General features: G+C 55.8%; 19 protein-coding genes and 1 pseudogene. 14 read left to right on the top strand and 6 right to left on the bottom strand.

The window, feature by feature from the left end; translation table 11 throughout:
• The first annotated feature begins 42 nt into the window (after positions 1–42).
• Complete coding sequence (locus tag ACR8BF_RS14005; RefSeq protein ID WP_434745145.1) at positions 43–735, top strand: YetF domain-containing protein; 693 nt, start codon at positions 43–45, stop codon at positions 733–735.
• 5 nt (positions 736–740) lie between these two features.
• Here the strand turns inward: ACR8BF_RS14005 and ACR8BF_RS14000 are convergent, their stop codons facing one another.
• Positions 741–1475, bottom strand: coding sequence for a GNAT family N-acetyltransferase (locus ACR8BF_RS14000; protein WP_434745144.1), 735 nt, complete (start codon positions 1473–1475; stop codon positions 741–743).
• Between the two features lie 187 nt (positions 1476–1662).
• On the opposite strand from ACR8BF_RS14000, the gene ACR8BF_RS13995 reads away from it, so the two are divergent.
• Positions 1663–1869 carry a hypothetical protein gene (locus ACR8BF_RS13995; RefSeq protein ID WP_434745143.1) on the top strand — a complete coding sequence of 69 codons (207 nt, stop codon included), beginning with the start codon at positions 1663–1665 and terminating at the stop codon, positions 1867–1869.
• Positions 1870–1924: 55 nt separating this feature from the next.
• Here the strand turns inward: ACR8BF_RS13995 and ACR8BF_RS13990 are convergent, their stop codons facing one another.
• Entirely contained in the window at positions 1925–3118 is a 1194-nt protein-coding gene (locus ACR8BF_RS13990) for a zinc-dependent alcohol dehydrogenase (RefSeq protein WP_179896588.1), read from the bottom strand.
• Positions 3119–3268: 150 nt separating this feature from the next.
• Positions 3269–3859 carry a hypothetical protein gene (locus ACR8BF_RS13985; protein WP_179896586.1) on the bottom strand — a complete coding sequence of 197 codons (591 nt, stop codon included), beginning with the start codon at positions 3857–3859 and terminating at the stop codon, positions 3269–3271.
• A 362-nt stretch (positions 3860–4221) separates the two neighbouring features.
• Here ACR8BF_RS13985 and ACR8BF_RS13980 point away from each other — a divergent pair, with 362 nt between their 5' ends.
• The 4 genes from ACR8BF_RS13980 to ACR8BF_RS13965 all read left to right on the top strand — a co-directional run bounded on the left by ACR8BF_RS13980 (position 4222) and on the right by ACR8BF_RS13965 (position 8474).
• Positions 4222–5508 carry an HAAAP family serine/threonine permease gene (locus tag ACR8BF_RS13980; protein WP_179896584.1) on the top strand — a complete coding sequence of 429 codons (1287 nt, stop codon included), beginning with the start codon at positions 4222–4224 and terminating at the stop codon, positions 5506–5508.
• A 240-nt stretch (positions 5509–5748) separates the two neighbouring features.
• On the top strand, positions 5749–6846 hold the full coding sequence (locus tag ACR8BF_RS13975; RefSeq protein WP_313699738.1) for an ABC transporter substrate-binding protein: 1098 nt from the start codon (positions 5749–5751) through the stop codon (positions 6844–6846).
• Positions 6847–7072: 226 nt separating this feature from the next.
• A complete protein-coding gene (locus tag ACR8BF_RS13970; RefSeq protein ID WP_434745142.1) occupies positions 7073–7537 on the top strand; it encodes an RcnB family protein in 465 nt (154 codons plus the stop codon).
• A gap of 100 nt (positions 7538–7637) precedes the next feature.
• Complete coding sequence (locus ACR8BF_RS13965) at positions 7638–8474, top strand: Cof-type HAD-IIB family hydrolase (RefSeq protein WP_434745946.1); 837 nt, start codon at positions 7638–7640, stop codon at positions 8472–8474.
• A 109-nt stretch (positions 8475–8583) separates the two neighbouring features.
• Here ACR8BF_RS13965 and ACR8BF_RS13960 read toward each other — a convergent pair whose 3' ends face one another.
• Positions 8584–9732 carry an iron-containing alcohol dehydrogenase gene (locus tag ACR8BF_RS13960; RefSeq protein ID WP_434745141.1) on the bottom strand — a complete coding sequence of 383 codons (1149 nt, stop codon included), beginning with the start codon at positions 9730–9732 and terminating at the stop codon, positions 8584–8586.
• 292 nt (positions 9733–10024) lie between these two features.
• Here ACR8BF_RS13960 and gntT point away from each other — a divergent pair, with 292 nt between their 5' ends.
• Positions 10025–11341, top strand: a complete 1317-nt coding sequence (gene gntT, locus ACR8BF_RS13955) for a gluconate transporter (RefSeq protein ID WP_434745140.1) — start codon at positions 10025–10027, stop codon at positions 11339–11341.
• A 111-nt stretch (positions 11342–11452) separates the two neighbouring features.
• Here the strand turns inward: gntT and ACR8BF_RS13950 are convergent, their stop codons facing one another.
• Positions 11453–11698 (bottom strand): hypothetical protein, encoded by a 246-nt coding sequence (locus ACR8BF_RS13950; RefSeq protein WP_136197708.1) that lies wholly within the window; start codon positions 11696–11698, stop codon positions 11453–11455.
• A 1299-nt stretch (positions 11699–12997) separates the two neighbouring features.
• Here ACR8BF_RS13950 and cspE point away from each other — a divergent pair.
• Positions 12998–13207: a transcription antiterminator/RNA stability regulator CspE gene (cspE, locus tag ACR8BF_RS13945; protein ID WP_006118399.1), complete on the top strand. Its 210-nt coding sequence runs from the start codon at positions 12998–13000 to the stop codon at positions 13205–13207.
• A 228-nt stretch (positions 13208–13435) separates the two neighbouring features.
• A complete protein-coding gene (locus ACR8BF_RS13940; protein WP_179896575.1) occupies positions 13436–13867 on the top strand; it encodes a GNAT family N-acetyltransferase in 432 nt (143 codons plus the stop codon).
• Here the strand turns inward: ACR8BF_RS13940 and ACR8BF_RS13935 are convergent.
• Positions 13845–15200 carry a PLP-dependent aminotransferase family protein gene (locus tag ACR8BF_RS13935; protein WP_292990010.1) on the bottom strand — a complete coding sequence of 452 codons (1356 nt, stop codon included), beginning with the start codon at positions 15198–15200 and terminating at the stop codon, positions 13845–13847. The two genes, ACR8BF_RS13940 and ACR8BF_RS13935, sit on opposite strands and share 23 nt — an antisense overlap.
• A gap of 119 nt (positions 15201–15319) precedes the next feature.
• Here ACR8BF_RS13935 and ACR8BF_RS13930 point away from each other — a divergent pair, with 119 nt between their 5' ends.
• The 5 genes and pseudogenes from ACR8BF_RS13930 to ACR8BF_RS13910 all read left to right on the top strand — a co-directional run bounded on the left by ACR8BF_RS13930 (position 15320) and on the right by ACR8BF_RS13910 (position 19693).
• Positions 15320–16288: an ABC transporter substrate-binding protein gene (locus tag ACR8BF_RS13930; RefSeq protein ID WP_434745139.1), complete on the top strand. Its 969-nt coding sequence runs from the start codon at positions 15320–15322 to the stop codon at positions 16286–16288.
• Entirely contained in the window at positions 16288–17076 is a 789-nt protein-coding gene (locus tag ACR8BF_RS13925; protein WP_179897135.1) for a deaminated glutathione amidase, read from the top strand. The genes ACR8BF_RS13930 and ACR8BF_RS13925 overlap by 1 nt, the downstream gene beginning before the upstream one ends.
• Positions 17077–17097: 21 nt before the next feature.
• A pseudogene (locus ACR8BF_RS13920) lies at positions 17098–17985 on the top strand (ABC transporter substrate-binding protein).
• On the top strand, positions 17982–18926 hold the full coding sequence (locus ACR8BF_RS13915; RefSeq protein WP_434745138.1) for an amino acid ABC transporter permease: 945 nt from the start codon (positions 17982–17984) through the stop codon (positions 18924–18926). The pseudogene ACR8BF_RS13920 and the gene ACR8BF_RS13915 overlap by 4 nt, the downstream one beginning before the upstream one ends.
• Positions 18923–19693: an amino acid ABC transporter ATP-binding protein gene (locus ACR8BF_RS13910; RefSeq protein WP_292990022.1), complete on the top strand. Its 771-nt coding sequence runs from the start codon at positions 18923–18925 to the stop codon at positions 19691–19693. The genes ACR8BF_RS13915 and ACR8BF_RS13910 overlap by 4 nt, the downstream gene beginning before the upstream one ends.
• The last annotated feature ends 81 nt before the right edge of the window (positions 19694–19774 follow it).

The following is a 19774-nucleotide window of genomic DNA, read 5'->3' as shown; positions in this document are numbered from 1 at the left end:
GCGACGATGCACGCCCCTTTAAAACAGGATGTTTAGCAGACTATGTTCTCATTCGACTGGCACCGTTTCTTACTCAACGATCAACCCGCCACCTTTTTGTTTGAGGTGGTGGCGCGGGTCCTGATCGCTTATCTGGTGGTATTTACCTTTCTGAAAGTGTCCGGGCGGCGCGGCGTCCGCCAGCTGTCGCTGTTCGAGCTGGTAGTCATTCTGACGCTGGGTTCTGCATCCGGTGACGTCACGTTTTACGATGATGTGCCGGTGCTACCGGTCATTATGGTGTTTGTAGTCCTGCTGGCGCTCTATCGCCTGACCACCTGGCTGACAGCACACAGCTCGCGCTTTTCCCGGCTAATTCAGGGCGACGTCATTACCCTGATTAAAGACGGATTGTATGTGCTGGAGAGTCTGGATCGGCTGAATATTTCTGAAGATGAGTTCTTTATGGAGCTGCGGCAGAGTGGTGTGGAGCATCTGGGGCAGATCCGCCTGGCGCTGGTGGAGGTGGATGGCCAGCTCAGCCTCTATTTCTACGATGATGATGAGATGCGCGCCGGGTTAAGCATCCTGCCGCCGGAGCACCGGCAGGATTACAGCACGGTGCCGGTTAGCGCGCGCTATGCCTGTACCCATTGCGGCCAGACACAGAGGATAGCGGCGGAGCAGCCGGCTATCTGTCCGCGCTGTCAGCGACAGCGCTGGTCTGCGGCACTGAGCGTGCGTCGGCTACATTAATCGTCTCAGCGTTCAGGGCTTGTCGCGTCTGTATCGGCCCGATTAACACCGGCGAAGCAGGCGCTGAGCGGGCGCTTTTGCTGCCCTTCGTCGGTGAAATTATCCGCGCTCAGCCAGACGCTCAGGGCGCGCTGAACCTCAGGCCATTCACGGTCAATCATCGACAGCCAGACGGTATCGCGGTTGCGCTGTTTTCGCGTCATCACCTGACGAAAGCGGCCCTCGAAGCGGAACCCCAGCCGTTCTGCTGCGCGTCGGGACGCAACATTGGTTGAATCACAGCGCCACGCTACCCGCCGATAGCCGAGCGAGAAGGCCCTGTGCAACAGCAGAAAAATCGCCTCGCTACCGATGACACTGCGCTGCATCAGTGGCGACCAGGTGACGTGGCCGATTTCAAGCGTGCCCTGTTCGGGCTCAATGCTGGCGAAGCAGACCACGCCGCAGGGCCGCTGATTCACAGTGCAGACCGTGAAGGGCACCAGTGCCACATCCGCCACTTTATCCGCAATCCAGTGCTGCATCTGTGACAGTGAGGTGGGCCGCTCCACGCTCAGCCAGGTCCAGTCACGCTCATCCGGTGCCAGCATAAAGGCCTGTAACAGCGATTCCGCATGATCCACGCTCAGCGGCAGAAGAAGGCAGTGCTGGCCGGTGAGGGGCGCGCGGGGCGGTCTGGCGACCGGCTGCCAGTCGGGCAGCGCTTCACCGATCGGCTGATCAAACTGATTGATGTTCACTGGCATCCTCCAGAAAGGAAATGGACGGTAAGCGGGAAAACTTTCGGGCTGGACTGCCTGGCTATCCTGAACCGCGATTAAACCCGTCGCAGCTTGTTCCCGCTCCCCACATAACTTTGCCTGTTACTGACAGAAAATGAAAACCCTTCGGGCAGCATAGCGGCACCGTTATTAAAGAGGTATGCGTATGAAAGTGAGGCTGGCCAGTGCATTACTGTTTTTGCTGTTATCGTTTGGCGCATTTTCACAACAGGTGATCAGTGAAAATCATCCCCATTCACGCAGTGCGCGATGGCTGGAGCAGGGGAGGCAGGTGGATACGGCGGATACGCCGGATGAACATTTGCTGGAGAGACGGGAGTGGCGAAGCAGTCTGGAACGTAAGCCGTTTTGAAATGCGTTCCCCGGCAGAGTGCTCTGCCGGGGATCCAGTGTTAAGGTTCAGTCGATCAGATCGTAGCCTGGGTCGCTGCCATGCCTGGCACCAGAATCACCTTGCGGCACTCCTCTTCGCGTTTGGCGAAAATATCGTAGCCGCGTGCGGCATCTTCCAGCGGCAGATGGTGGGTCACAATCTCTTCCGGAGTCAGATGGCCTTGCTCAATCAGTTTCAGCAGGTCAGGCAGATAAGCATGCACGTGAGTCTGTCCCATCTTAAAGGTCAGGCCTTTGTCAAAGGCGTCACCAAACAGGAAGCCGTGAATGAATCCGGCGTAGACGCCCGGCACGCTCACGATACCGCCACGCCGGACGGCGGCAATGCACTGACGCAACGCTTTGCCGCTGCTGCCTTCCAGCTTGAGATTGGTGAGCACAGTCTCAGTCATGCTGCCTTTCGCCTCGAATCCGACTGCGTCAATGACCGCATCCACACCGCGATTACCGGGGCTGTGTTCGATAATCCAGCCAGCCGGATCATCAATTTCATCGAAGTTAATCGGGATGACGCCGTAACGCTCGCGGGCAAAGTTTAAGCGGTAGTTGTTGTGGTCAATCATGTAGATCTGTTCGGCACCCTGCTGTCGGGCGCAGGCGGCACTGAGCAGGCCAACCGGGCCGGCACCGAAAATCGCCAGGCTGGAACCCGGTTTTACTTCGGCGTTTTTAACCGCCTGCCAGGCAGTGGGCAGAATGTCTGACAGGAACAGCACTTTCTCATCTGACAGCACTGACGGCACTTTAAACGGGCCGGTGTTGGCTTTTGGTACCCGGACATATTCTGCCTGGCCGCCGGGCACACCGCCATAGAGTTTGCTGAAACCGAACAGCGCAGCGGGTGGCGTGATGTTTTTTCGGTTCAGGATGGCTCCCCGTCCGGGGTTGGTATTTTCACAGGCGGCATACTGGCTCATCAGACAGAAAAAGCAGTCGCCACAGGCGATAACAAACGGGATCACTACCCGATCGCCTTTGGCCACGGCGGTCACTGCGCTGCCTGCCTCAACCACTTCGCCCATAAACTCATGACCAAAAATATCGCCATGCCCGGTGCCGGGGATTTTGCCGCGATAAAGGTGCAGGTCTGAACCGCAAATGGCGGTGGCGGTCACGCGCAGGATAATGTCATCGGCGGCTTCCAGTCCCGGATCGGGCACGTTGTCCACGCTGACTTTATGGGGGCCATGGTAGGTTAATGCTTTCATCTGTTCATCTCCTGCTGAGAAGGGGCTAGCGGCCAGGCCAGAAGGCGTGACCATCCGCGGAAAAGACTCAGGAAACCTGAAATCGCAACCTGCCTGAAGTGTAGTAACGCTTTGAAGAGTAAGCAGAGCGGTGCAGGCTGCTGGACTGTTTCAGCCAGGCTGGCAGGGCGGATACTGCCGGGGTGTCGTGACCGTCACGGGAGCAGAATCGGGCTGCCAGCGTGTCAGATCGGCAAACGCACGACGATAAACCGTGTCGATTTGTGCCGGAACCTGCTGGATGTAGTTATACGCGTGCTCACGGGTTTCACCGGTGAGAGTCTGCAGGTAGCACCGTGCTTCATCCAGCGTCGGGATCTGGCCTTCCACACCCGCTATACGGGCAGGCAAACCGGTCCAGACTACCCCTTCAATGCCTTTCGCCTGCGCCCACTCCGCCAGCGGCCCCGCCGACGTTTCTGTCACCGTCATCATCCCGACGCCATCAATGCGGCTGTCCGGAATCGCCTCACGGAGGCGCAGTGCGCGGCAGGCGCTCTCCAGTGATGCCGTGTTCAGCAAGGCCCAGAACACCGGCACCGGGCGGGCATTCAGGCAGATCGCGGTCGACAACTCGCCGCCGTCTGCGATGCGCACAAACTCGATCGGTATCTCCGGACCATCGTGATGCCACTGACTGGCGACCGGTAGCGCGCCGGTTTTCCAGATCAACGATCCCCATCCCAGGCAGGCAATTTTCATTCTCTTCTCCTTTGCGGCTGTCGGCATGATCGCGACAGCGTCTGTTTAAGCGTAGCCCGTTGCGCGAAATCGTTACTGGGATCGCCTTTTCAGGGGCAGTAAAACGGCCTCAAAGATGGCATGATCGCCGCGCAGTCATGTTGCACAACCTGACGGTTTTTTAGCCGATCCATGCGTGTTTATCTGCATGGCTTGAACTTTTATCGTCAGGTGGTGTAAAAAGTGGCGCACGCAATCGATTACCTCTGCACGGGCGGGTCAGCATTACGCTTCACTGCTCCGGTTGCAGCTAACGAGAGCGGGGCAGACCTATACCTGCCTGACGACTCAGGTTAATGGCGGCTTTTAACACGGAAAATCTGATGAAAACCACGCAAACTGGCACGCTGGGCGCGCTTGAGAGTGACGTCGATACGGGATGGCGCAAAACCGACACCATGTGGATGCTGGGTTTATATGGCACGGCGATAGGTGCGGGGGTGCTGTTCCTGCCCATTAATGCGGGCGTCGGTGGGCTGATTCCGCTGATCATCATGGCGGTGCTGGCCTTTCCGCTGACCTTCTTTGCGCACCGCGCGCTGACCCGATTTGTGCTCTCCGGTAAAAACCCGGCCGGTGATATCACCGAGGTGGTCGAAGAGCATTTCGGCGTCGGGGCGGGCAAGTTGATTACGCTGCTCTACTTTTTTGCTATCTACCCGATTCTGCTGATGTACAGCGTGGCGATAACCAATACGGTCGAGAGCCTGATGGTGCATCAGCTCGGCCTGGTGCCGCCGCCGCGTGTGCTGCTGTCGCTGCTGCTGATTGTCGGACTGATGACCATCGTGCGCTTCGGCGAGAAGATGATCGTTAAAGCGATGAGCGTGCTGGTTTATCCATTTGTGGCAGTGCTGATGCTGATGGCCTGCTACCTGATCCCGCACTGGCATGGCGCGGTACTGTCGACGCTTAACGTTCAGCCTGCGGGCAGCAGCCTGTGGATGACGCTGTGGCTGGCGATTCCGGTGATGGTTTTCTCATTTAATCATTCGCCAATCATCTCTTCGTTTGCGCTGGCGAAACGCGAAGAGTATGGCGATGCCGCCGAGAAAAAGTGTTCGCGCATTCTGGCCTGCTCGCACCTGATGATGGTGGTGACGGTGATGTTCTTTGTCTTCAGCTGCGTGCTGAGCCTGTCGCCTGAAGATTTACACGCCGCCAAGGCGCAGAACATTACCATCCTCTCCTATCTGGCTAACCATTTTCAGGTGCCGATGATTGCCTGGATGGGGCCGCTGATCGCGATTGTGGCGATCACCAAATCGTTCCTCGGTCACTATCTGGGCGCGCGCGAAGGGTTCAACGGCATGGTCAATAAGGCGCTGCGCAGTCGCGGTAAAACCATCGCGCCCGCCAGACTGAATCGCCTGACGGCACTCTTTATGCTGCTGACCACCTGGGGGGTGGCGACGCTGGACCCGAATATTCTCGGCATGATTGAGACGCTGGGTGGACCGGTTATTGCCATGATCCTGTTCCTGATGCCGATGTATGCCATTCAGAAAGTGCCCGCGATGCGGAAGTACAGCGGTCACATCAGCAACCTGTTTGTGGTGCTGATTGGGCTGATTGCTATCTCTGCGATCTTTTATTCGCTGGTGAAGTAACGCTAAGCCTGCAGGCGTATCTCAGTATCGTTGAGATGCGCCTGCCATTCTGGCTGCAACTCGCCATTTTCCCTATGATCCTCCCGCTATTCAGCGACATCACCCCGTAATTTTACCCTGCAGTTGCCTCGTGAACGCTCTCTGTCAGTAGCATCTGGTCAGCAATTCTTACATTTGTTACTTATTCGCATGGTAGAGTAAACGCGAATAATTATTATTCCTTTAAAGGACAGGAGAACAATGAAAATCGGGATAGCTGCAGCCACCACACTTTTACTCTCAACCGCCTGTGCGGCCACCACCTACCCGGTCACAGTGACCGATATGGATGGACAGAAAATTACGCTGCAGAAAGAGCCGCAGCATGTGATTTTGCAGGATGGGCGCGATGTGATGGCGCTGGCATTGCTGGATCGTCAGGATCCGTTTAAGCGGGTCGTTGCCTGGAACAACCTGCCTAAAAAGCAGGACACCCAGACCTGGGACCTGCTGAAGCAGCGCTGGCCGCAGGCGGCCTCGATTGTGGATATGGGCTTTAACGATCAGGGACAGGTCAATCTGGAGAGCGTACTGGCGAAGCAGCCCGATCTGATGATTGCGCAACTGCGTGCCAAACCGGCCCTGACGCAGTCAGGCGTTCTGGCTACCCTGAAAAATCTGCATATCCCGGTGCTGTTCCTGGATGATGAACTCCATCCGAAAGAGAACACCCTGAAGAGCGTGAAAGTGCTGGGCACGGTTCTGAATCGCGAAGCCGAAGCAAAAGACTACGCCGATTTTTACCAGCAGCGCTGGGAGATGCTTCAGCAGAAGATTGCGCAGGTGCAGCACAAGCCGACGGTGTTTATCGAGCCGATTGCCGGTAACAGCGACAACTGCTGTTTTACCCACGGTCATAACGGCTGGGGTGCGCTGGTAGAAGCGGTCGGTGGAAAAAATATCGGCTCCGCGTTGCTGCCCGGCAGTTCAGGTTTTGTCTCGCTGGAGAAAATCATCGCCATGAAGCCAGACGTTTACATCATGACCGGCTCTAAACGCCCGAACAGCAACGTGCTGCCGTTTGGTTATAGTGCCAGTCAGACCGACGTAACTGCCACTTTTAACCGCCTGCAGAGCCGCACCGGTCTGGAGCAGATCGAACCGGTGAAACAGAAGCGGGTGTATGGGGTTTACCATCATTTCTACAATCACCCTTACAACATCATTGGCATGGAAATCCTGGCAAAAGATCTCTATCCGGATGTGTTCCGCGATCTCGATCCGACGGCTGATTACCATCACATCGTGACGCACTTTACCGGACTGCCGGACGCGCCGGTGATCCTCAGCACGCCGTAATGCGTCTTGACCGGTCAGCCTGATGCGTCATTCTCAGGCTGGCCGTTAAATCTGGATTTCGTCAGGAATGTTGTCCGGAAACGACCGCTGTTAAGAAAGCGCTAAATAAGCGTAATAGTGTGTAAGTAACCGGATTTTAAGACATTTACACATGTTTCCCGCCACGATTATTGCCATGATGCCGATCAACGGTGCCTGAACAGCCGTTATTTTCGGAGGCAGTATCATGAAAAAAACAACACTCACGCTTATCGCTTCATTTTTGGCATGCAGCACACTCTTTTCTCAGGCCTCACGGGCAGATGATCATGATGACGGGCAGCGTATGCCGGTGCCACATCAGAATGATGATCATCGTTCTGACAGTCGCGGTCCTGACCAGAATCGTGGCCGCGACAACACCCATCATGACATGAGCGATCATCGTCATGACCCGGATTACAACCGCCGTGGCAGAGACGCCCGCAATGACCGCGACCATTTTGCCTGGCAGGGGCACGACTTCCGTCGTGGCCATGCTGTTCCGCCGGCATATCGCGGCGATTCTTATCGTGTAGCCGACTGGCATGAACGTGGTCTGCGTGAACCACCGCGTGGTTATCACTGGGCAAACATCGACGGCAACTATGTGCTGATTGCCGCCGCGACCGGGGTGATTACCGCACTGGTGCTGAACAGTGCCCTGAACTGATCCCCAGGGATGGCTGCGGCCATCCCTCTTTCTTTCCGTTTTGCTGCGCCAGCGGCTATCCTGAGACTCCACTCTGAAATTTCCTGTGTAAGGAGTCATGATGACGACGGTTAAGATGGTTGCGGTAGATATGGATGGCACGTTTCTGGACGATAACAAGCAGTACAATCGTTCCCGCTTTCTCGACTGCTATCAGCAACTCACCGCCCGTGACATCAAATTTGTGGTGGCCAGCGGCAATCAGTATTACCAGCTCAAATCCTTCTTCCCGGAGATCGCCAGCGATATCGCCTTTGTGGCGGAGAACGGCGCATGGATTATTGATCGTGATGAGGAGCTGTTTTGCGGTGCCTTTGAACGGCGCGATGTGGACGCGGTTATCGACACCCTGCAAAACGGCAACTATCCGGGCCTGCGTTACCTGCTGTGTGGACGTGACAGCGCGTATTACTTCGATGGCATGGAAGAAACCTGGCTTAAGAAGATGCGCCACTACTGTCACCGGCTGAAGCCGATTCATCATCTGAATGAGGTGCAGGGTGACCGGCTGTTTAAGTTCGCGCTCAATCTTTCTGACGACTACATCGGGCCACTGATGGCAGATATTGAGCGACTGCATCAGGGGCGTGTGGCAGCGACCTCAAGCGGTCATGGTTCGGTTGATTTGATCGTGCCGGGAAATCATAAGGCGCACGGGCTGGATCTGCTGGCTCAACGCTGGGGAATTACGCACGACCAGGTGCTGGCCTTCGGCGATGGCGGTAACGACCTGGAGATGCTGAAACAATCCGGCTTCAGTTTTGCCATGGGTAACGCGCCTGAGCGGGTGAAGCATACGGCGCGCTTTGAAGCGCCCTCGAACAACGAGCAGGGCGTGCTGCAGGTGATTGAACAGATGCTGGCAGGCGAGGGGCCTTTTGCTGCCATACAGGCCTAGCTGTCAGGCTCAGAATCCGGACGTAACGGTATTCTCCTGAGGGGATGCCTGACCTGCCAGGGCTGGCGGGTCAGGATTTCCACGACAGAGAAGGCGGGCAGTGCGTTGATCACGCTGTGATGTGCCAGGCCTGCGCGATCATCATCTGCATCTGTTCGCGGCTGTAATTCACCAGCGAATTTTTACTGTTGGCTCGCGCCAGAATCCACTCTGCCTCGGCCTGACTCAGCGAGGGGCCTTCCTGCCAGAACGGGGTAATCGCCTGCTGCTGCAGCCACTGCTTCAGAAACTGTGCTGGTGAGTCTGTGGCTGCGCTGAAGAGCTGTGGGTGTAGCTCCGCCATCAGCTTACGCTGCAGCGGATGATCGCTGTCGGATAGCAGATCCAGAAACGGAAACAGCAGACGCCCGCACACTTCACCGTGATGGAACGGTTTTATCGCACCCAGTTCGCCTGCAATACCGTGAATCACCCCGAGACCCGCACTGCTGAGACTGACACCCCCCAGCCAGGACGCCATCATCATCGCCTCGCGTGCCGCATCACCCGTCGTATCCTCACGATTCAATGCAGGCCAGGCCTGAATAAACTGGCGCAGACCGGTCAGCGCCAGCTGCCGGGTGAAGAGGTTGCCTTTACTGGAGAGATAGGCTTCAAACAGGTGGGTAAACGCATCAATTCCGCAGGTCGCCAGCACTGAATCAGGCGCGCCTTTCAGCAGATCCGGGTCAAGAATCGCCACCTCCGGCACAAAGACCGGATGACGCAGCGAGGCTTTGATCTGGATATCCTGCTGATCTGTCACCACCGCATTTTGCGTGACTTCACTGCCGGTCCCGGCGGTGGTCGGGACAGCAATCAGCGGCAGCGTGATGGGCTGAACGGCGCTATCGCCCACTTTTTCCAGATAACGGGCGGTGGGCAACGGGTGCTGAATCATCGCGCTAAACGCTTTCGCTGCATCCAGGACGCTCCCTCCGCCAATCGCCACCACCCGATCGACATGACCGCGCCAGCGCGCCACCCAGCTATCGATCTCGGCAGGTGAGGCTTCATGGCTGACAATTTCATAGCCAATAATGTGATCGTTGAGTCCGGCTTTCAGCCGGGCATAGGTCGGTCCCTGCAGGAAAGATTGTCCGCAAAACAGCAGGGTAGGCTGTGACCGGGCGGCCAGCAGCGGCACCAGTTTATCCAGGCTGCCCCGGCCAAAGAGGGTTCGTTGATTACTGTACAGCTCACTCAGGTTCTCACTCACCAGCACATCCTTTTTACATTTCGCTAAAATCTGAGTGTAACGAAAAGCGCGGCGTCGACACTGGCAAACTTTCTGATAACGCATTGGCAAAAAGTTGATCACCTTCGCAAAACAGAAATTCACCGTCAGCGGGGTGGTGCTTTCCTGCGGATGTTACCCTTAACATGTTATCGGTAACAGCATTTGTCGGGATGTGTAAACATCTTACATTTGCACTGTTTTGTCGCCCTACGGGGATCATGATAATAAATCGACACTGAATTCCGTTCGGTGCACAAGGTGGAGAAAAGCTATGCCATTACTCTATGTGGCGATCGGCGTCGCGCTACTGCTGCTGCTGATGATTCGCTTTAAGCTCAATGGATTTATCGCGCTGATTTTAGTGGCGCTGGCCGTCGGCGTGATGCAGGGCATGCCGGTCAATAAAGTCATTACCTCAATCAAAGCGGGCGTGGGTGGCACACTGGGCAGCCTGGCGCTGATCATGGGCTTTGGGGCCATGCTGGGTAAGTTGCTGGCCGACTGCGGTGGCGCGCAGCGTATTGCCACTACCCTGATTGAAAAGTTCGGTACGAAGCATATTCAGTGGGCGCTGGTGCTGACCGGTTTCATTGTCGGATTTGCGCTGTTCTACGAAGTCGGCTTTGTGCTGATGCTGCCGCTGGTGTTCAGCGTGGCGGCATCGGCGCGCGTACCGCTGCTCTACGTCGGGGTGCCGATGGCGGCGGCTTTGTCCGTGACACATGGTTTTCTTCCGCCACATCCCGGTCCGACCGCTATCGCCACGCTGTTTAATGCTGACATGGGGAAAACGCTGCTGTTTGGTACGCTGCTGGGTATCCCAACGGTCATTCTGGCGGGCCCGGTTTACGCCCGTTTCCTGAAAAACATCGATAAACCGATTCCACAGGGGCTTTATAACCCGAAAACCTTTACCGAAGCGGAAATGCCAGGTTTTGGCGTCAGCGTCTGGACGGCATTGGTGCCAGTGGTGTTGATGGCACTGCGTGCCGTGGCGGAGATGCTGTTGCCTAAAGGCCATGCGCTGCTGCCTTACGCAGAGTTCTTTGGCGATCCGGTGATGGCAACCCTAATTGCCGTGCTGATTGCGATTTTCACATTTGGACTGAATCGCGGCCGCACGATGGAGCAGGTGATGGATACTCTGACCAACTCAATCAAAATCATCGCTATGATGTTGTTGATTATCGGCGGTGGCGGAGCCTTCAAACAGGTGCTGGTGGACAGCGGTGTGGATAAATATATCGCCAGCATGATGCACTCGACTCAGCTGTCTCCCATCTTTATGGCCTGGTCGATTGCCGCAGTGCTGCGTATTGCCCTGGGTTCTGCCACGGTAGCAGCGATTACCGCCGGGGGCATCGTGGCACCGCTGATTGTCACCAGTGGCGCGAGCCCGGAACTGATGGTGATCGCCGTAGGGTCTGGCAGCGTGATCTTCTCACACGTTAATGACCCAGGCTTCTGGCTGTTCAAAGAGTATTTCAATCTGACCATTGGTGAAACCATCCGCTCATGGTCGGCTTTGGAGACCATTATTTCGGTCTGTGGTCTGGTGGGGTGTCTGCTGCTCTCCTGGGTGATCTAACCTCTGGCCGCTGGCAATCCTGTCAGCGGCTCTCTGCTTTTGCCTCGGGTGTCGCCTTCAACATAAAAAGGGCCGCACGTGCGGCCCAGCCTGTCACATCAATCTGACGTCTTAGTGAGGCGGCTCAAAACCGGCTTTCACCATCTGTTCCCGCAGCGCGTGCGCAATGTCACGGTTGCCGCCGGTGACGGGGTAGATAACGTTATTCACCACATCATCAAGATAGTGCTCGTCAAACTCCTGCATAGAGAGCTGCGTGCCGCCTTCATCGTTGATAGCGAAAGAACCTTTAATGTGGTTACCACTGTTTTTGGCCTTAAGGCTGTAACGGCCCATGCTGGTATTAATCGTGCTCATAAGATCTCCTCGCGACTCATTCCAATCTCATCACTATTGAGGCCTGCCTTGCCGCATAAATTTTAGCCAGGAGTGGGGTGTAGAACGAACAAAGAGAGAGGATAAAATTGGGGGTTGCGATCGCTGTCTCAGAAAGTAAATAAAGAGCAGGATTGATGAACTTTTGACCAGTTAAAACATGAGTGAAGCGGCACGATAAATATTCCTGTCTATACTGCCTACAGGAAACGTGTCTAATCAGTGAGGGGAAAAGGAAATGAAAATTATTCTGTGGATTATTGCGATTATCTTTATCGTCGGCCTGCTGACCCTGACAGGGGTGTTCAAACTGATTTTTTGATTTCTGTTTAAGCTTCAGCGACAGCGGGCACCTAATCAGGTGCCCGAACTGTTTTCTGGCTGGCCAGAAGACAGTGTGTAATGGGATCCATCGACGTACCGGGCAACAGATCCTGGGAATCCAGTCGTTTTTTACAGCTTGCACAGCGGGCACCATGGACGTTGGGCTGGCCCTCACGGTAATCCGTAAAAAAGAACCGGGCGCTTCCACACTGACTGCAGCGTATCTTCATCACCATCCTTTTTCTTACCCTCCTTTAATCCTGCATTAACAGATTGTCCGTCCCGGACCGCTTAAGCGGATGTTATCTATTGCCAGGAAATACTATTTCACACGGCGTTCAGAAAAGTAGTTTCTTATGAGGTTGATTGTTTGTTGCCAAATGCGAATCCGTTCCCTAAAAAGCACTTCATTGATCCTGATCAATGTTTATCACGTACTGGCTAAATTATCTGCGAATAGCCTGCTCTGGCTGGGGTGGATGGTAAAGCAGGCGCATTTTTGTGGGGGGCAGGAGCGGGTAGTGCGCTGAGAAATTGACGCTTCTCCGGTTATTAAAGCATCAGACAGATGAGGCCTGGCCACGGCAGTAGAAAAACCGGCTCTTAGCGAAGAGATCTTCGGCCCACCGCACGGCAAAAAAAAGGCGTTTCAAGGACGGAATTGTTAGTAAGAACAGGAATACGTCTTAGTAAGATTTTTCTTTTTAACGTCAATGACGTAACGATTTAAACCTGAAAAGTTTCGCCTTTCCAGCGGGTTAGCTGCAGGTGTACGCTCTGCGCCTGATACCTGCTGAGGTAAGTTACGCAAGTCCAAAAGCAGGAAAGTGTGATGGATGCACAGAAAGTCGATATTTATCACTTTTTCATCAAATCATGCTGGACAAATCCTTCAGCAATTGCTGTACTAGACCCCGACACAGTTTAGTGTCCATTTTTCATGTAAAGGTAATATAGATGTCTAAGATCAAAGGTAACGTTAAGTGGTTTAATGAATCTAAAGGATTCGGTTTCATTACTCCTGAAGATGGCAGCAAAGATGTATTCGTACATTTCTCTGCAATCCAGAGCAACGGCTTCAAAACTCTGGCTGAAGGTCAGCGCGTAGAGTTTGAAATCACCGACGGCGCTAAAGGCCCATCTGCTGCTAACGTTATCAGTCTGTAAGTTAACAGTCAGAATTCTAAAAACCCGCCTTATGGCGGGTTTTTTTATGGTTGTAATCTGCGCTTCATCCCTTTCATCGTAACCTCGTTAATCGTCCCTGTTGCCGCACAAACTGCGCGGCGGTTCACAATAAATCCCCGTAACATATTTATAACAACCTGATATGCAGCTTTTTAGCGTGTGACGCTATATAACTGTGCAAGAGAACCCGGTGAGAGAGGAGACAGGATGAACATACGTCAGGCAGCGTTGAAAGACAGTTTTGCGTTGAGTGCCTTGCTGAGTGAGCTAGGCTACGGCGGCACCGAAAGCTTTATTGAACAGCGTCTGGCACAGTTGTGCAGCGATCCCAGTGAAGCGCTGCTGGTGGCTGAACATGGCAGTCAGGTGCTGGGTTTCCTTTCCCTGCATTTTATTCCTCAGCTGGCCCTGGCCGGTGATTTCGCTCGCATCAGCTATTTCTGCATTGCAGAAGGAGAGCGCAGCAAAGGCGTCGGCCAGCAGCTGCTTGAGCATGCCGAAACGCTGGCGGTACGTCGTGGCTGCGATCGCATGGAAGTCCATTGCCACCAGTCGCGTCTCAAGGCGAATCAGTTCTACGCGCGCGAAGGCTATGCTGAATCACCCTGTTATCTCATTAAAGATCTGCAAGCGGGTTAACTTCCCGTCCTGAGGCGATGACCAGCGCCCCGGCAATCATTTCCCGCTGCTCATCCCTTAGGCTGGCGATACTGACGCGGATAAATTGGGTAGGACCGAGCCGGCAACGCTCACCAGGCACCACGGCAATACCACGGGCAGCCAGCGTAATCATGGCAAACTGCTCCGAAGCCACCGGAATATAGAGACTTAACCCGTCACGAAGTGGCAGATCCAGACCGCGCTGGGCCAGCGATGCCAGCATCGCTTCACGCCGTTGCCGATAGATGGCGCGCGCGGAAGCAATCTGCTGTTGCGTTTCCTCATCCTCCAGCAGCCACGCCACCGCATCCTGCAGAATACGACTGGTCCAGCTGACACCAAAATTTCGCCATGACTGAATACGCTTCACCATCTCCGAGGTGGCAGAGAGCACAGCCAGCCGCAGATCAGGCCCGTAGGCTTTGGAAAAGGAACGGATGTGCAGTGTTCGCTCAGGAAAGTGCGAACCCAGGCTCCAGCTCGCCTCCGCAGAGAGATCGCCAATCCCGTCATCTTCAACGATCAGTGTGTTGCTTTGTTGCAGAACCTGCGCCAGCGCCTGACGTCGCGCCGGGCTGATGCTATTCCCGGTGGCCGAGTGGGTGCGGGGCTGATAGATCAACATCACCGGTGCCTGCGCCAGCAGCACAGACAAGACATCAGGCCGCGGACCTTGCTCATCACACGCCAGTGGCAGAATCTCTGCGCCGACGTTATCCAGCATATCGAGCAGCCGGGTTGCGGTCGGGTCTTCAATAATCACGCGATCACCCGGCGAGACAAGGGTTTGCACCAGCAGGTTCATCGCATCAAAGCCGCCATCTGTTGCCAGAAACGCCTCTGCCGTATAGGGCCAGCGCGGCGTTATCGCCTGAAGCAGCGGCGCCGAGATCGCTTCACGGGTGTAGCTGTTAAGTTGCGGTGAGTGCAGAGCCGCCTGTAGCGCGCGCTGCAGGTCAGGTAGCAGGGCAGGGTCAGGCGCGGCCATAGTCAGGTCGGCGCGGATGTTTTCGCCGTAGTTGCCAATCTTTTCAAAGCGAATCGGCCGCGGCATGACCGTGTTGCCACTGACCCAGACACCACTTCGCCCTTTGCCCGCCAGTACTTTCTGCTTTCTGAGTTGCGCCCAGGCAGCAGAAACGGTTGCCGGACTGACGCCCAGCTGTTCCGCGATGTCCCGAACTGCGGGCATCTGCATACCTGTCGCAATCTGTCCGTCCCGGATGAGCGCGGAGGCCACCTGGGCAATGCCTTTCACTGAAGGTGATGTTATCTGGCTGCAAAACCAGTTGAGGTCGACGCTCTCTGTCATAAGAAAATACTTTGTTCAGTAACAAATTAATGATTGTTCAGATAAGTATTCCGGATCTAGTATCAAATTCAAGCACTATTTATGCCCCGTCCCGACGGTGCAGCGTAAACGGAGAGATTATGGCAAGGCTACTCATCAGACTGGCGGTACGCGACTGGGACTACTTCACGCCGCTGGCGCTGGGCGATATCAAACCAGAAGGTTTTGAACTGCAGATCGACCGCGTCGGCACGCTGGTGAATGATCTGGCGACCAGCCCCGGGTATGACGCGGGCGAAGTCTCCTTCAGCCGCTATGCTCAGGGCCGGGCCAGAGGAGATGAAACACTGCTTGGCCTGCCACACTTCCTGATGCGTGGCTTCCGCCAGCGCTGCATTATCACCTCCGCCAGCAGCCCCATCACCACGCCTGCACAGCTGAAAGGTAAGAGAATCGGCGTCACCGGCTGGCAGGATTCGGGCAATACCTGGACACGCACGGTGCTGCGTGAAGCGGGCGTCGAAATCGATGATGTGTTCTGGTATGCCGGGCGTCTTACGGCCGATCATCCGATTGTCGATCGGCTGGCGGGATTTGGTCGCCCGGGCCGTATTGAACCGGCTCCCGATGAGCGACCACTAATCGAGATGCTGCAGGCGGGTGATCTGGATGCCATCTTCACGCCGTTTATGCCGGAGGGTTTTTTCCTGCCTGATTCAGGACTGCGGCAGCTGCAAAACGATTTTTATCAGGCGGAGCGGGACTACTTCCACCGAGTCGGCTATGTGCCGGGCATTCATATTCTGGCCCTTAAACCGGCGCTGGCGGCGGAACATCCCTGGCTGCCAGCGGCGTTAAGTGAGGTCATCGATCGCTCTTATCAGCTGTGGATGCAGAAGAGAGAGAAATATGCCGATACCACGCCGTGGCTGCTGGACGATTTGCGACGTACTGCGCAGGAATTGCCCGCTGACTGGAATCAGAATGGTTTTAGCGCTAACAGAAAGATGATTGCGGACTTTGGTCGTGAGCTCTATGAGCAAGGGCTGACGCATCAATTACTGACGCCGGAAGCAATGTTTCCGGCCGCTGCGGGAGAAGAGAAATGATGAAAGTGGCACTGGGACAATTTGCGGTGAGCCGCGAATGGCAGGAGAACGCCCGTATCTGTCTGGACTTAATGCAGCGGGCAACAGAGGGTGGCGCCGATCTGCTGGTACTGCCGGAAGGGGTGCTGGCACGTGATATAGCCGACCCCGATTTAGTGCTGAAGGCGGCGCAGCCACTGGATGGCCCTTTTCTGCGTCAGTTGCTGACCGCCAGCAAGCACACTGCGCTGACCACTATGATGAGCGTACATGTTCCCACTGGCGAGCAAAAAGCGCTCAACGTGCTGGTGGCGATCCGCAACGGTGAGATCATCGCCGCCTATGAAAAACTGCATCTGTACGATGCCTTTGCGATGCAGGAGTCGCAGCGGGTCAATCCGGGCCACGTCATTCCGCCGCTGGTTGAAGTCGCGGGTATGAAAGTCGGATTAATGACCTGCTATGACGTGCGCTTCCCGGAGCTGGCGCGTCGTCTGGTGCTGGATGGTGCAGACGTCCTGGTCCTGCCTGCCGCCTGGGTTAAAGGTCCGCTGAAAGAGATGCACTGGGAACTGCTGACCCGCGCCCGCGCGCTGGAGAACACCTGCTATATGGTGGCGGTGGGGGAGTGTGGCCCGCGCAATATCGGCAATAGTCTGGTGGTCGATCCGCTGGGCGTGGCGGTGGCGAATGCGGCCGAATCGCCCGCGCTGCTGTTTGCCGATCTCGATCCTGAGCGCGTCGCCTATGCCCGTCGGGTGCTACCGGTACTGGAAAACCGGCGCTTTGCCCGCCCTGAACTCAACTAAACTGCTGACCAGGAATCCATTATGACGAAGAGAGCAACCGCCTTAATCGTGGCGCTGGGGCTGACTGCATCCCTGGCGCAGGCTGCCGACGCTATTCCGGTGCAAAAAGTTGACCAGGCCTTGCATGACAGGCTGCCGGATGAGATCAAAAAATCGGGCAAAATGATTTCAGTGAATAACGGCTCATTTCCGCCCTATGAAATTGTGAATGGCCCGCACTCAATGGAGGGGGCTTCGGCAGAGTTAACGACTGCGCTGGCACAGCTGCTGGGTGTGAAGATCGAGCATGCGACGGTGAGTGGTTTATCAGGCGTACTCACCGGCATCAATGCGGGTCGTTATCAGCTGGCGATTGGTCCGATTGGTGATTATCCCGACCGCCAGCAGAAAGTGGATTTTATCGATTTTGTGCAGGAGTTTGTGGTGTTCGGCGTGCAGAGGGGCAATCCGGCCAGAATCACTCAGCTGGACGACACCTGCGGCAAGCGCATTGCCGTCATGGCCGCGGGCTCTGCAGAACAGGTTATCCGTAAGCAGTCAGCCCGGTGTGTGGCCGACGGGAAACCGGCGGTAACAGTGCAGGCCTTTACCGATCAGCCCTCATCAATTCTGGCCGTACGCTCTAAACGCTCCGATGCGTTCTTCTCATCACAGGCTCCGCTGACTTACTTTGTTAATCAGGCGAAGGGGCAACTTGAGCTGGCGGGCAAAGGGCAGAAAAACGGCTTTGGTGATATTTTCCAGGGCACGGTGGTGCCGAAAGGCTCTCCTCTGGGTCAGGTCGTGCTTGATGCCTACAAAGCGCTCTATTAAAACGGGACTTATGCGGCGATCATGAAAAAGTGGCAGCTTGAGGGCAACATGACCACAGCACCTGGGCTGAATCTGGCGAAAGAGGCCAGCAAATGAGCCCGTCTCGCCATCTGCACCGCGATAATAGTGGCGAGGCGCAGTTGCGCGATGTGGCCTTCGCCCGTAGCGCGCCCACTTACGGCCGCTGGATCAGCTGGATTGTGGTGCTGGTAATCGGCTCGAATCTGCTGTGGCTGGTGGCGAGCAATCCGAACTTTGAATGGCAGGTGGTGCTTAAGTGGTTTACCGAAGAATCTGTACTCAAAGGGTTACAGGTCACCCTGGGACTGACAGTGGTGTCAATGGTGCTCGGCACGTTGCTGGGCCTGCTGCTGGGCGTGTGGCGACTCTCTGAGAATCGACTGCTGCGCGGTGTTGCCGGGCTCTATATCTGGTTCTTCCGGGGAACGCCCCTGCTGGTGCAGCTGATCTTCTGGTACAACTTCTCCACGCTGTTTCCCGCGCTGTCGCTGACACTGCCATGGACCGACATCACGCTGGCCAGCTGGAATACCAACGATCTGATTACGCCGCTGACGGCCGCTATTGCCGGGCTGGCGCTGAATGAAGCAGCCTATATGGCGGAAATTATTCGCGCCGGTCTGCTGTCGGTGGATAACGGTCAGGTGGAGACCACCCAGGCCTTTGGCATGAGCCGGTCGCGGGCGCTGCGACGCATCATTATTCCGCAGGCGATGCGGTCAATTATTCCGCCCACCGGCAACCAGTTGATCAGCATGATCAAGGCGACGTCGCTGGTCAGCGTGATCGCAATGGGCGATCTACTCTACTCGGTGCAGGCGATCTATAACCGTACCTTCGAGATCATCCCGATGCTGATGGTGGCGGTGATCTGGTATCTGCTGATCACCTCGATCCTTAATCTGGGCCAGTCCGCTATCGAGCGCTATTACGCGCGTGGTACCCGCCGGGTGGCCAGCGTCCCCAGACGCGCCGCCGTCGTGGCTCACGCGCAACCCCAGCAGGAGGAACAATGAGTCAGCATGAACCCCTGGTCTGCGCCCGCAACGTGCAGAAGAATTATGGTGACAATCAGGTTCTGAAAGGGATCGATCTGGATGTTTATCCTGGTGAGGTGGTTGTGATTCTTGGGCCCTCCGGTTCCGGTAAATCCACGTTTCTGCGCTGCATCAATCATCTTGAAGAGATGAACGCCGGATCGATTCGGGTCGGTGATGAGCAGATTGGCTATGTGCTGAAAGGGCATGTGCTGCACCGTTTGTCGCCACGTCAGATTGCCCGTCAGCGCCAGAAAATTGGCATGGTATTTCAGCAGTTCAATCTCTACCCCCATATGACCGTACTGCAGAACATCATTGAAGCGCCCATCGGTGTGCATAAATTCCCGCGTCAGGAGGCGATGGCCCATGCCCGATCGCTGCTGGCGACGGTGGGATTAAGTGATAAAGCGGACGCCTGGCCCCGGCACCTGTCGGGCGGGCAGCAGCAGCGTGTGGCCATTGCGCGGGCGCTGGCGATTAAGCCGCAGCTGATGCTGTTTGATGAACCGACCTCCGCGCTCGATCCGGAACTGGTGGGTGAAGTCCTGGCGACCATGCGCACCCTGGCCGACCAGGGATTAACGATGATCGTGGTGACTCATGAGATTAGCTTTGCGCGTGAAGCCGCCGACCGCGTGGTCTTTATGGATGGTGGGGTGGTGGTGGAGCAGGGCACGCCTGAAGAGGTGATTGCGAATCCAAAGCATCCGCGCACCCAGGCGTTTCTTAGTCGCTTCATCTAAGATCTTACTCTGTTACAGATTCCACTTGTCGCTACAGGCAAACTGCGCGTAAATAACAGTCACCGTGATTCGATTAAGTTG

The organism is Candidatus Pantoea rara (genome assembly GCF_051136265.1).
GTDB lineage: Bacteria > Pseudomonadota > Gammaproteobacteria > Enterobacterales > Enterobacteriaceae > Pantoea > Pantoea rara.
The sequence above is the reverse complement of the archived record's forward strand: the minus strand, read 5'-3'. Positions and strand labels throughout refer to the sequence as shown.

What these genes read in the sequence shown, in the direction of transcription:
- ACR8BF_RS13935 (WP_292990010.1), bottom strand. Translation starts at nt 15,200, where the DNA reads ATGACAGAGAGCGTCGACCTCAACTGGTTTTGCAGCCAGATAACATCA.
- ACR8BF_RS14005 (WP_434745145.1), top strand. Translation starts at nt 43, where the DNA reads ATGTTCTCATTCGACTGGCACCGTTTCTTACTCAACGATCAACCCGCC.
- ACR8BF_RS13910 (WP_292990022.1), top strand. Translation starts at nt 18,923, where the DNA reads ATGAGTCAGCATGAACCCCTGGTCTGCGCCCGCAACGTGCAGAAGAAT.
- ACR8BF_RS13975 (WP_313699738.1), top strand. Translation starts at nt 5,749, where the DNA reads ATGAAAATCGGGATAGCTGCAGCCACCACACTTTTACTCTCAACCGCC.
- ACR8BF_RS13970 (WP_434745142.1), top strand. Translation starts at nt 7,073, where the DNA reads ATGAAAAAAACAACACTCACGCTTATCGCTTCATTTTTGGCATGCAGC.
- ACR8BF_RS13990 (WP_179896588.1), bottom strand. Translation starts at nt 3,118, where the DNA reads ATGAAAGCATTAACCTACCATGGCCCCCATAAAGTCAGCGTGGACAAC.
- ACR8BF_RS13940 (WP_179896575.1), top strand. Translation starts at nt 13,436, where the DNA reads ATGAACATACGTCAGGCAGCGTTGAAAGACAGTTTTGCGTTGAGTGCC.
- ACR8BF_RS13930 (WP_434745139.1), top strand. Translation starts at nt 15,320, where the DNA reads ATGGCAAGGCTACTCATCAGACTGGCGGTACGCGACTGGGACTACTTC.
- ACR8BF_RS13980 (WP_179896584.1), top strand. Translation starts at nt 4,222, where the DNA reads ATGAAAACCACGCAAACTGGCACGCTGGGCGCGCTTGAGAGTGACGTC.
- cspE (WP_006118399.1), top strand. Translation starts at nt 12,998, where the DNA reads ATGTCTAAGATCAAAGGTAACGTTAAGTGGTTTAATGAATCTAAAGGA.
- ACR8BF_RS13995 (WP_434745143.1), top strand. Translation starts at nt 1,663, where the DNA reads ATGAAAGTGAGGCTGGCCAGTGCATTACTGTTTTTGCTGTTATCGTTT.
- ACR8BF_RS13985 (WP_179896586.1), bottom strand. Translation starts at nt 3,859, where the DNA reads ATGAAAATTGCCTGCCTGGGATGGGGATCGTTGATCTGGAAAACCGGC.
- ACR8BF_RS13950 (WP_136197708.1), bottom strand. Translation starts at nt 11,698, where the DNA reads ATGAGCACGATTAATACCAGCATGGGCCGTTACAGCCTTAAGGCCAAA.
- ACR8BF_RS13925 (WP_179897135.1), top strand. Translation starts at nt 16,288, where the DNA reads ATGAAAGTGGCACTGGGACAATTTGCGGTGAGCCGCGAATGGCAGGAG.
- gntT (WP_434745140.1), top strand. Translation starts at nt 10,025, where the DNA reads ATGCCATTACTCTATGTGGCGATCGGCGTCGCGCTACTGCTGCTGCTG.
- ACR8BF_RS13965 (WP_434745946.1), top strand. Translation starts at nt 7,638, where the DNA reads ATGACGACGGTTAAGATGGTTGCGGTAGATATGGATGGCACGTTTCTG.
- ACR8BF_RS13915 (WP_434745138.1), top strand. Translation starts at nt 17,982, where the DNA reads ATGAGCCCGTCTCGCCATCTGCACCGCGATAATAGTGGCGAGGCGCAG.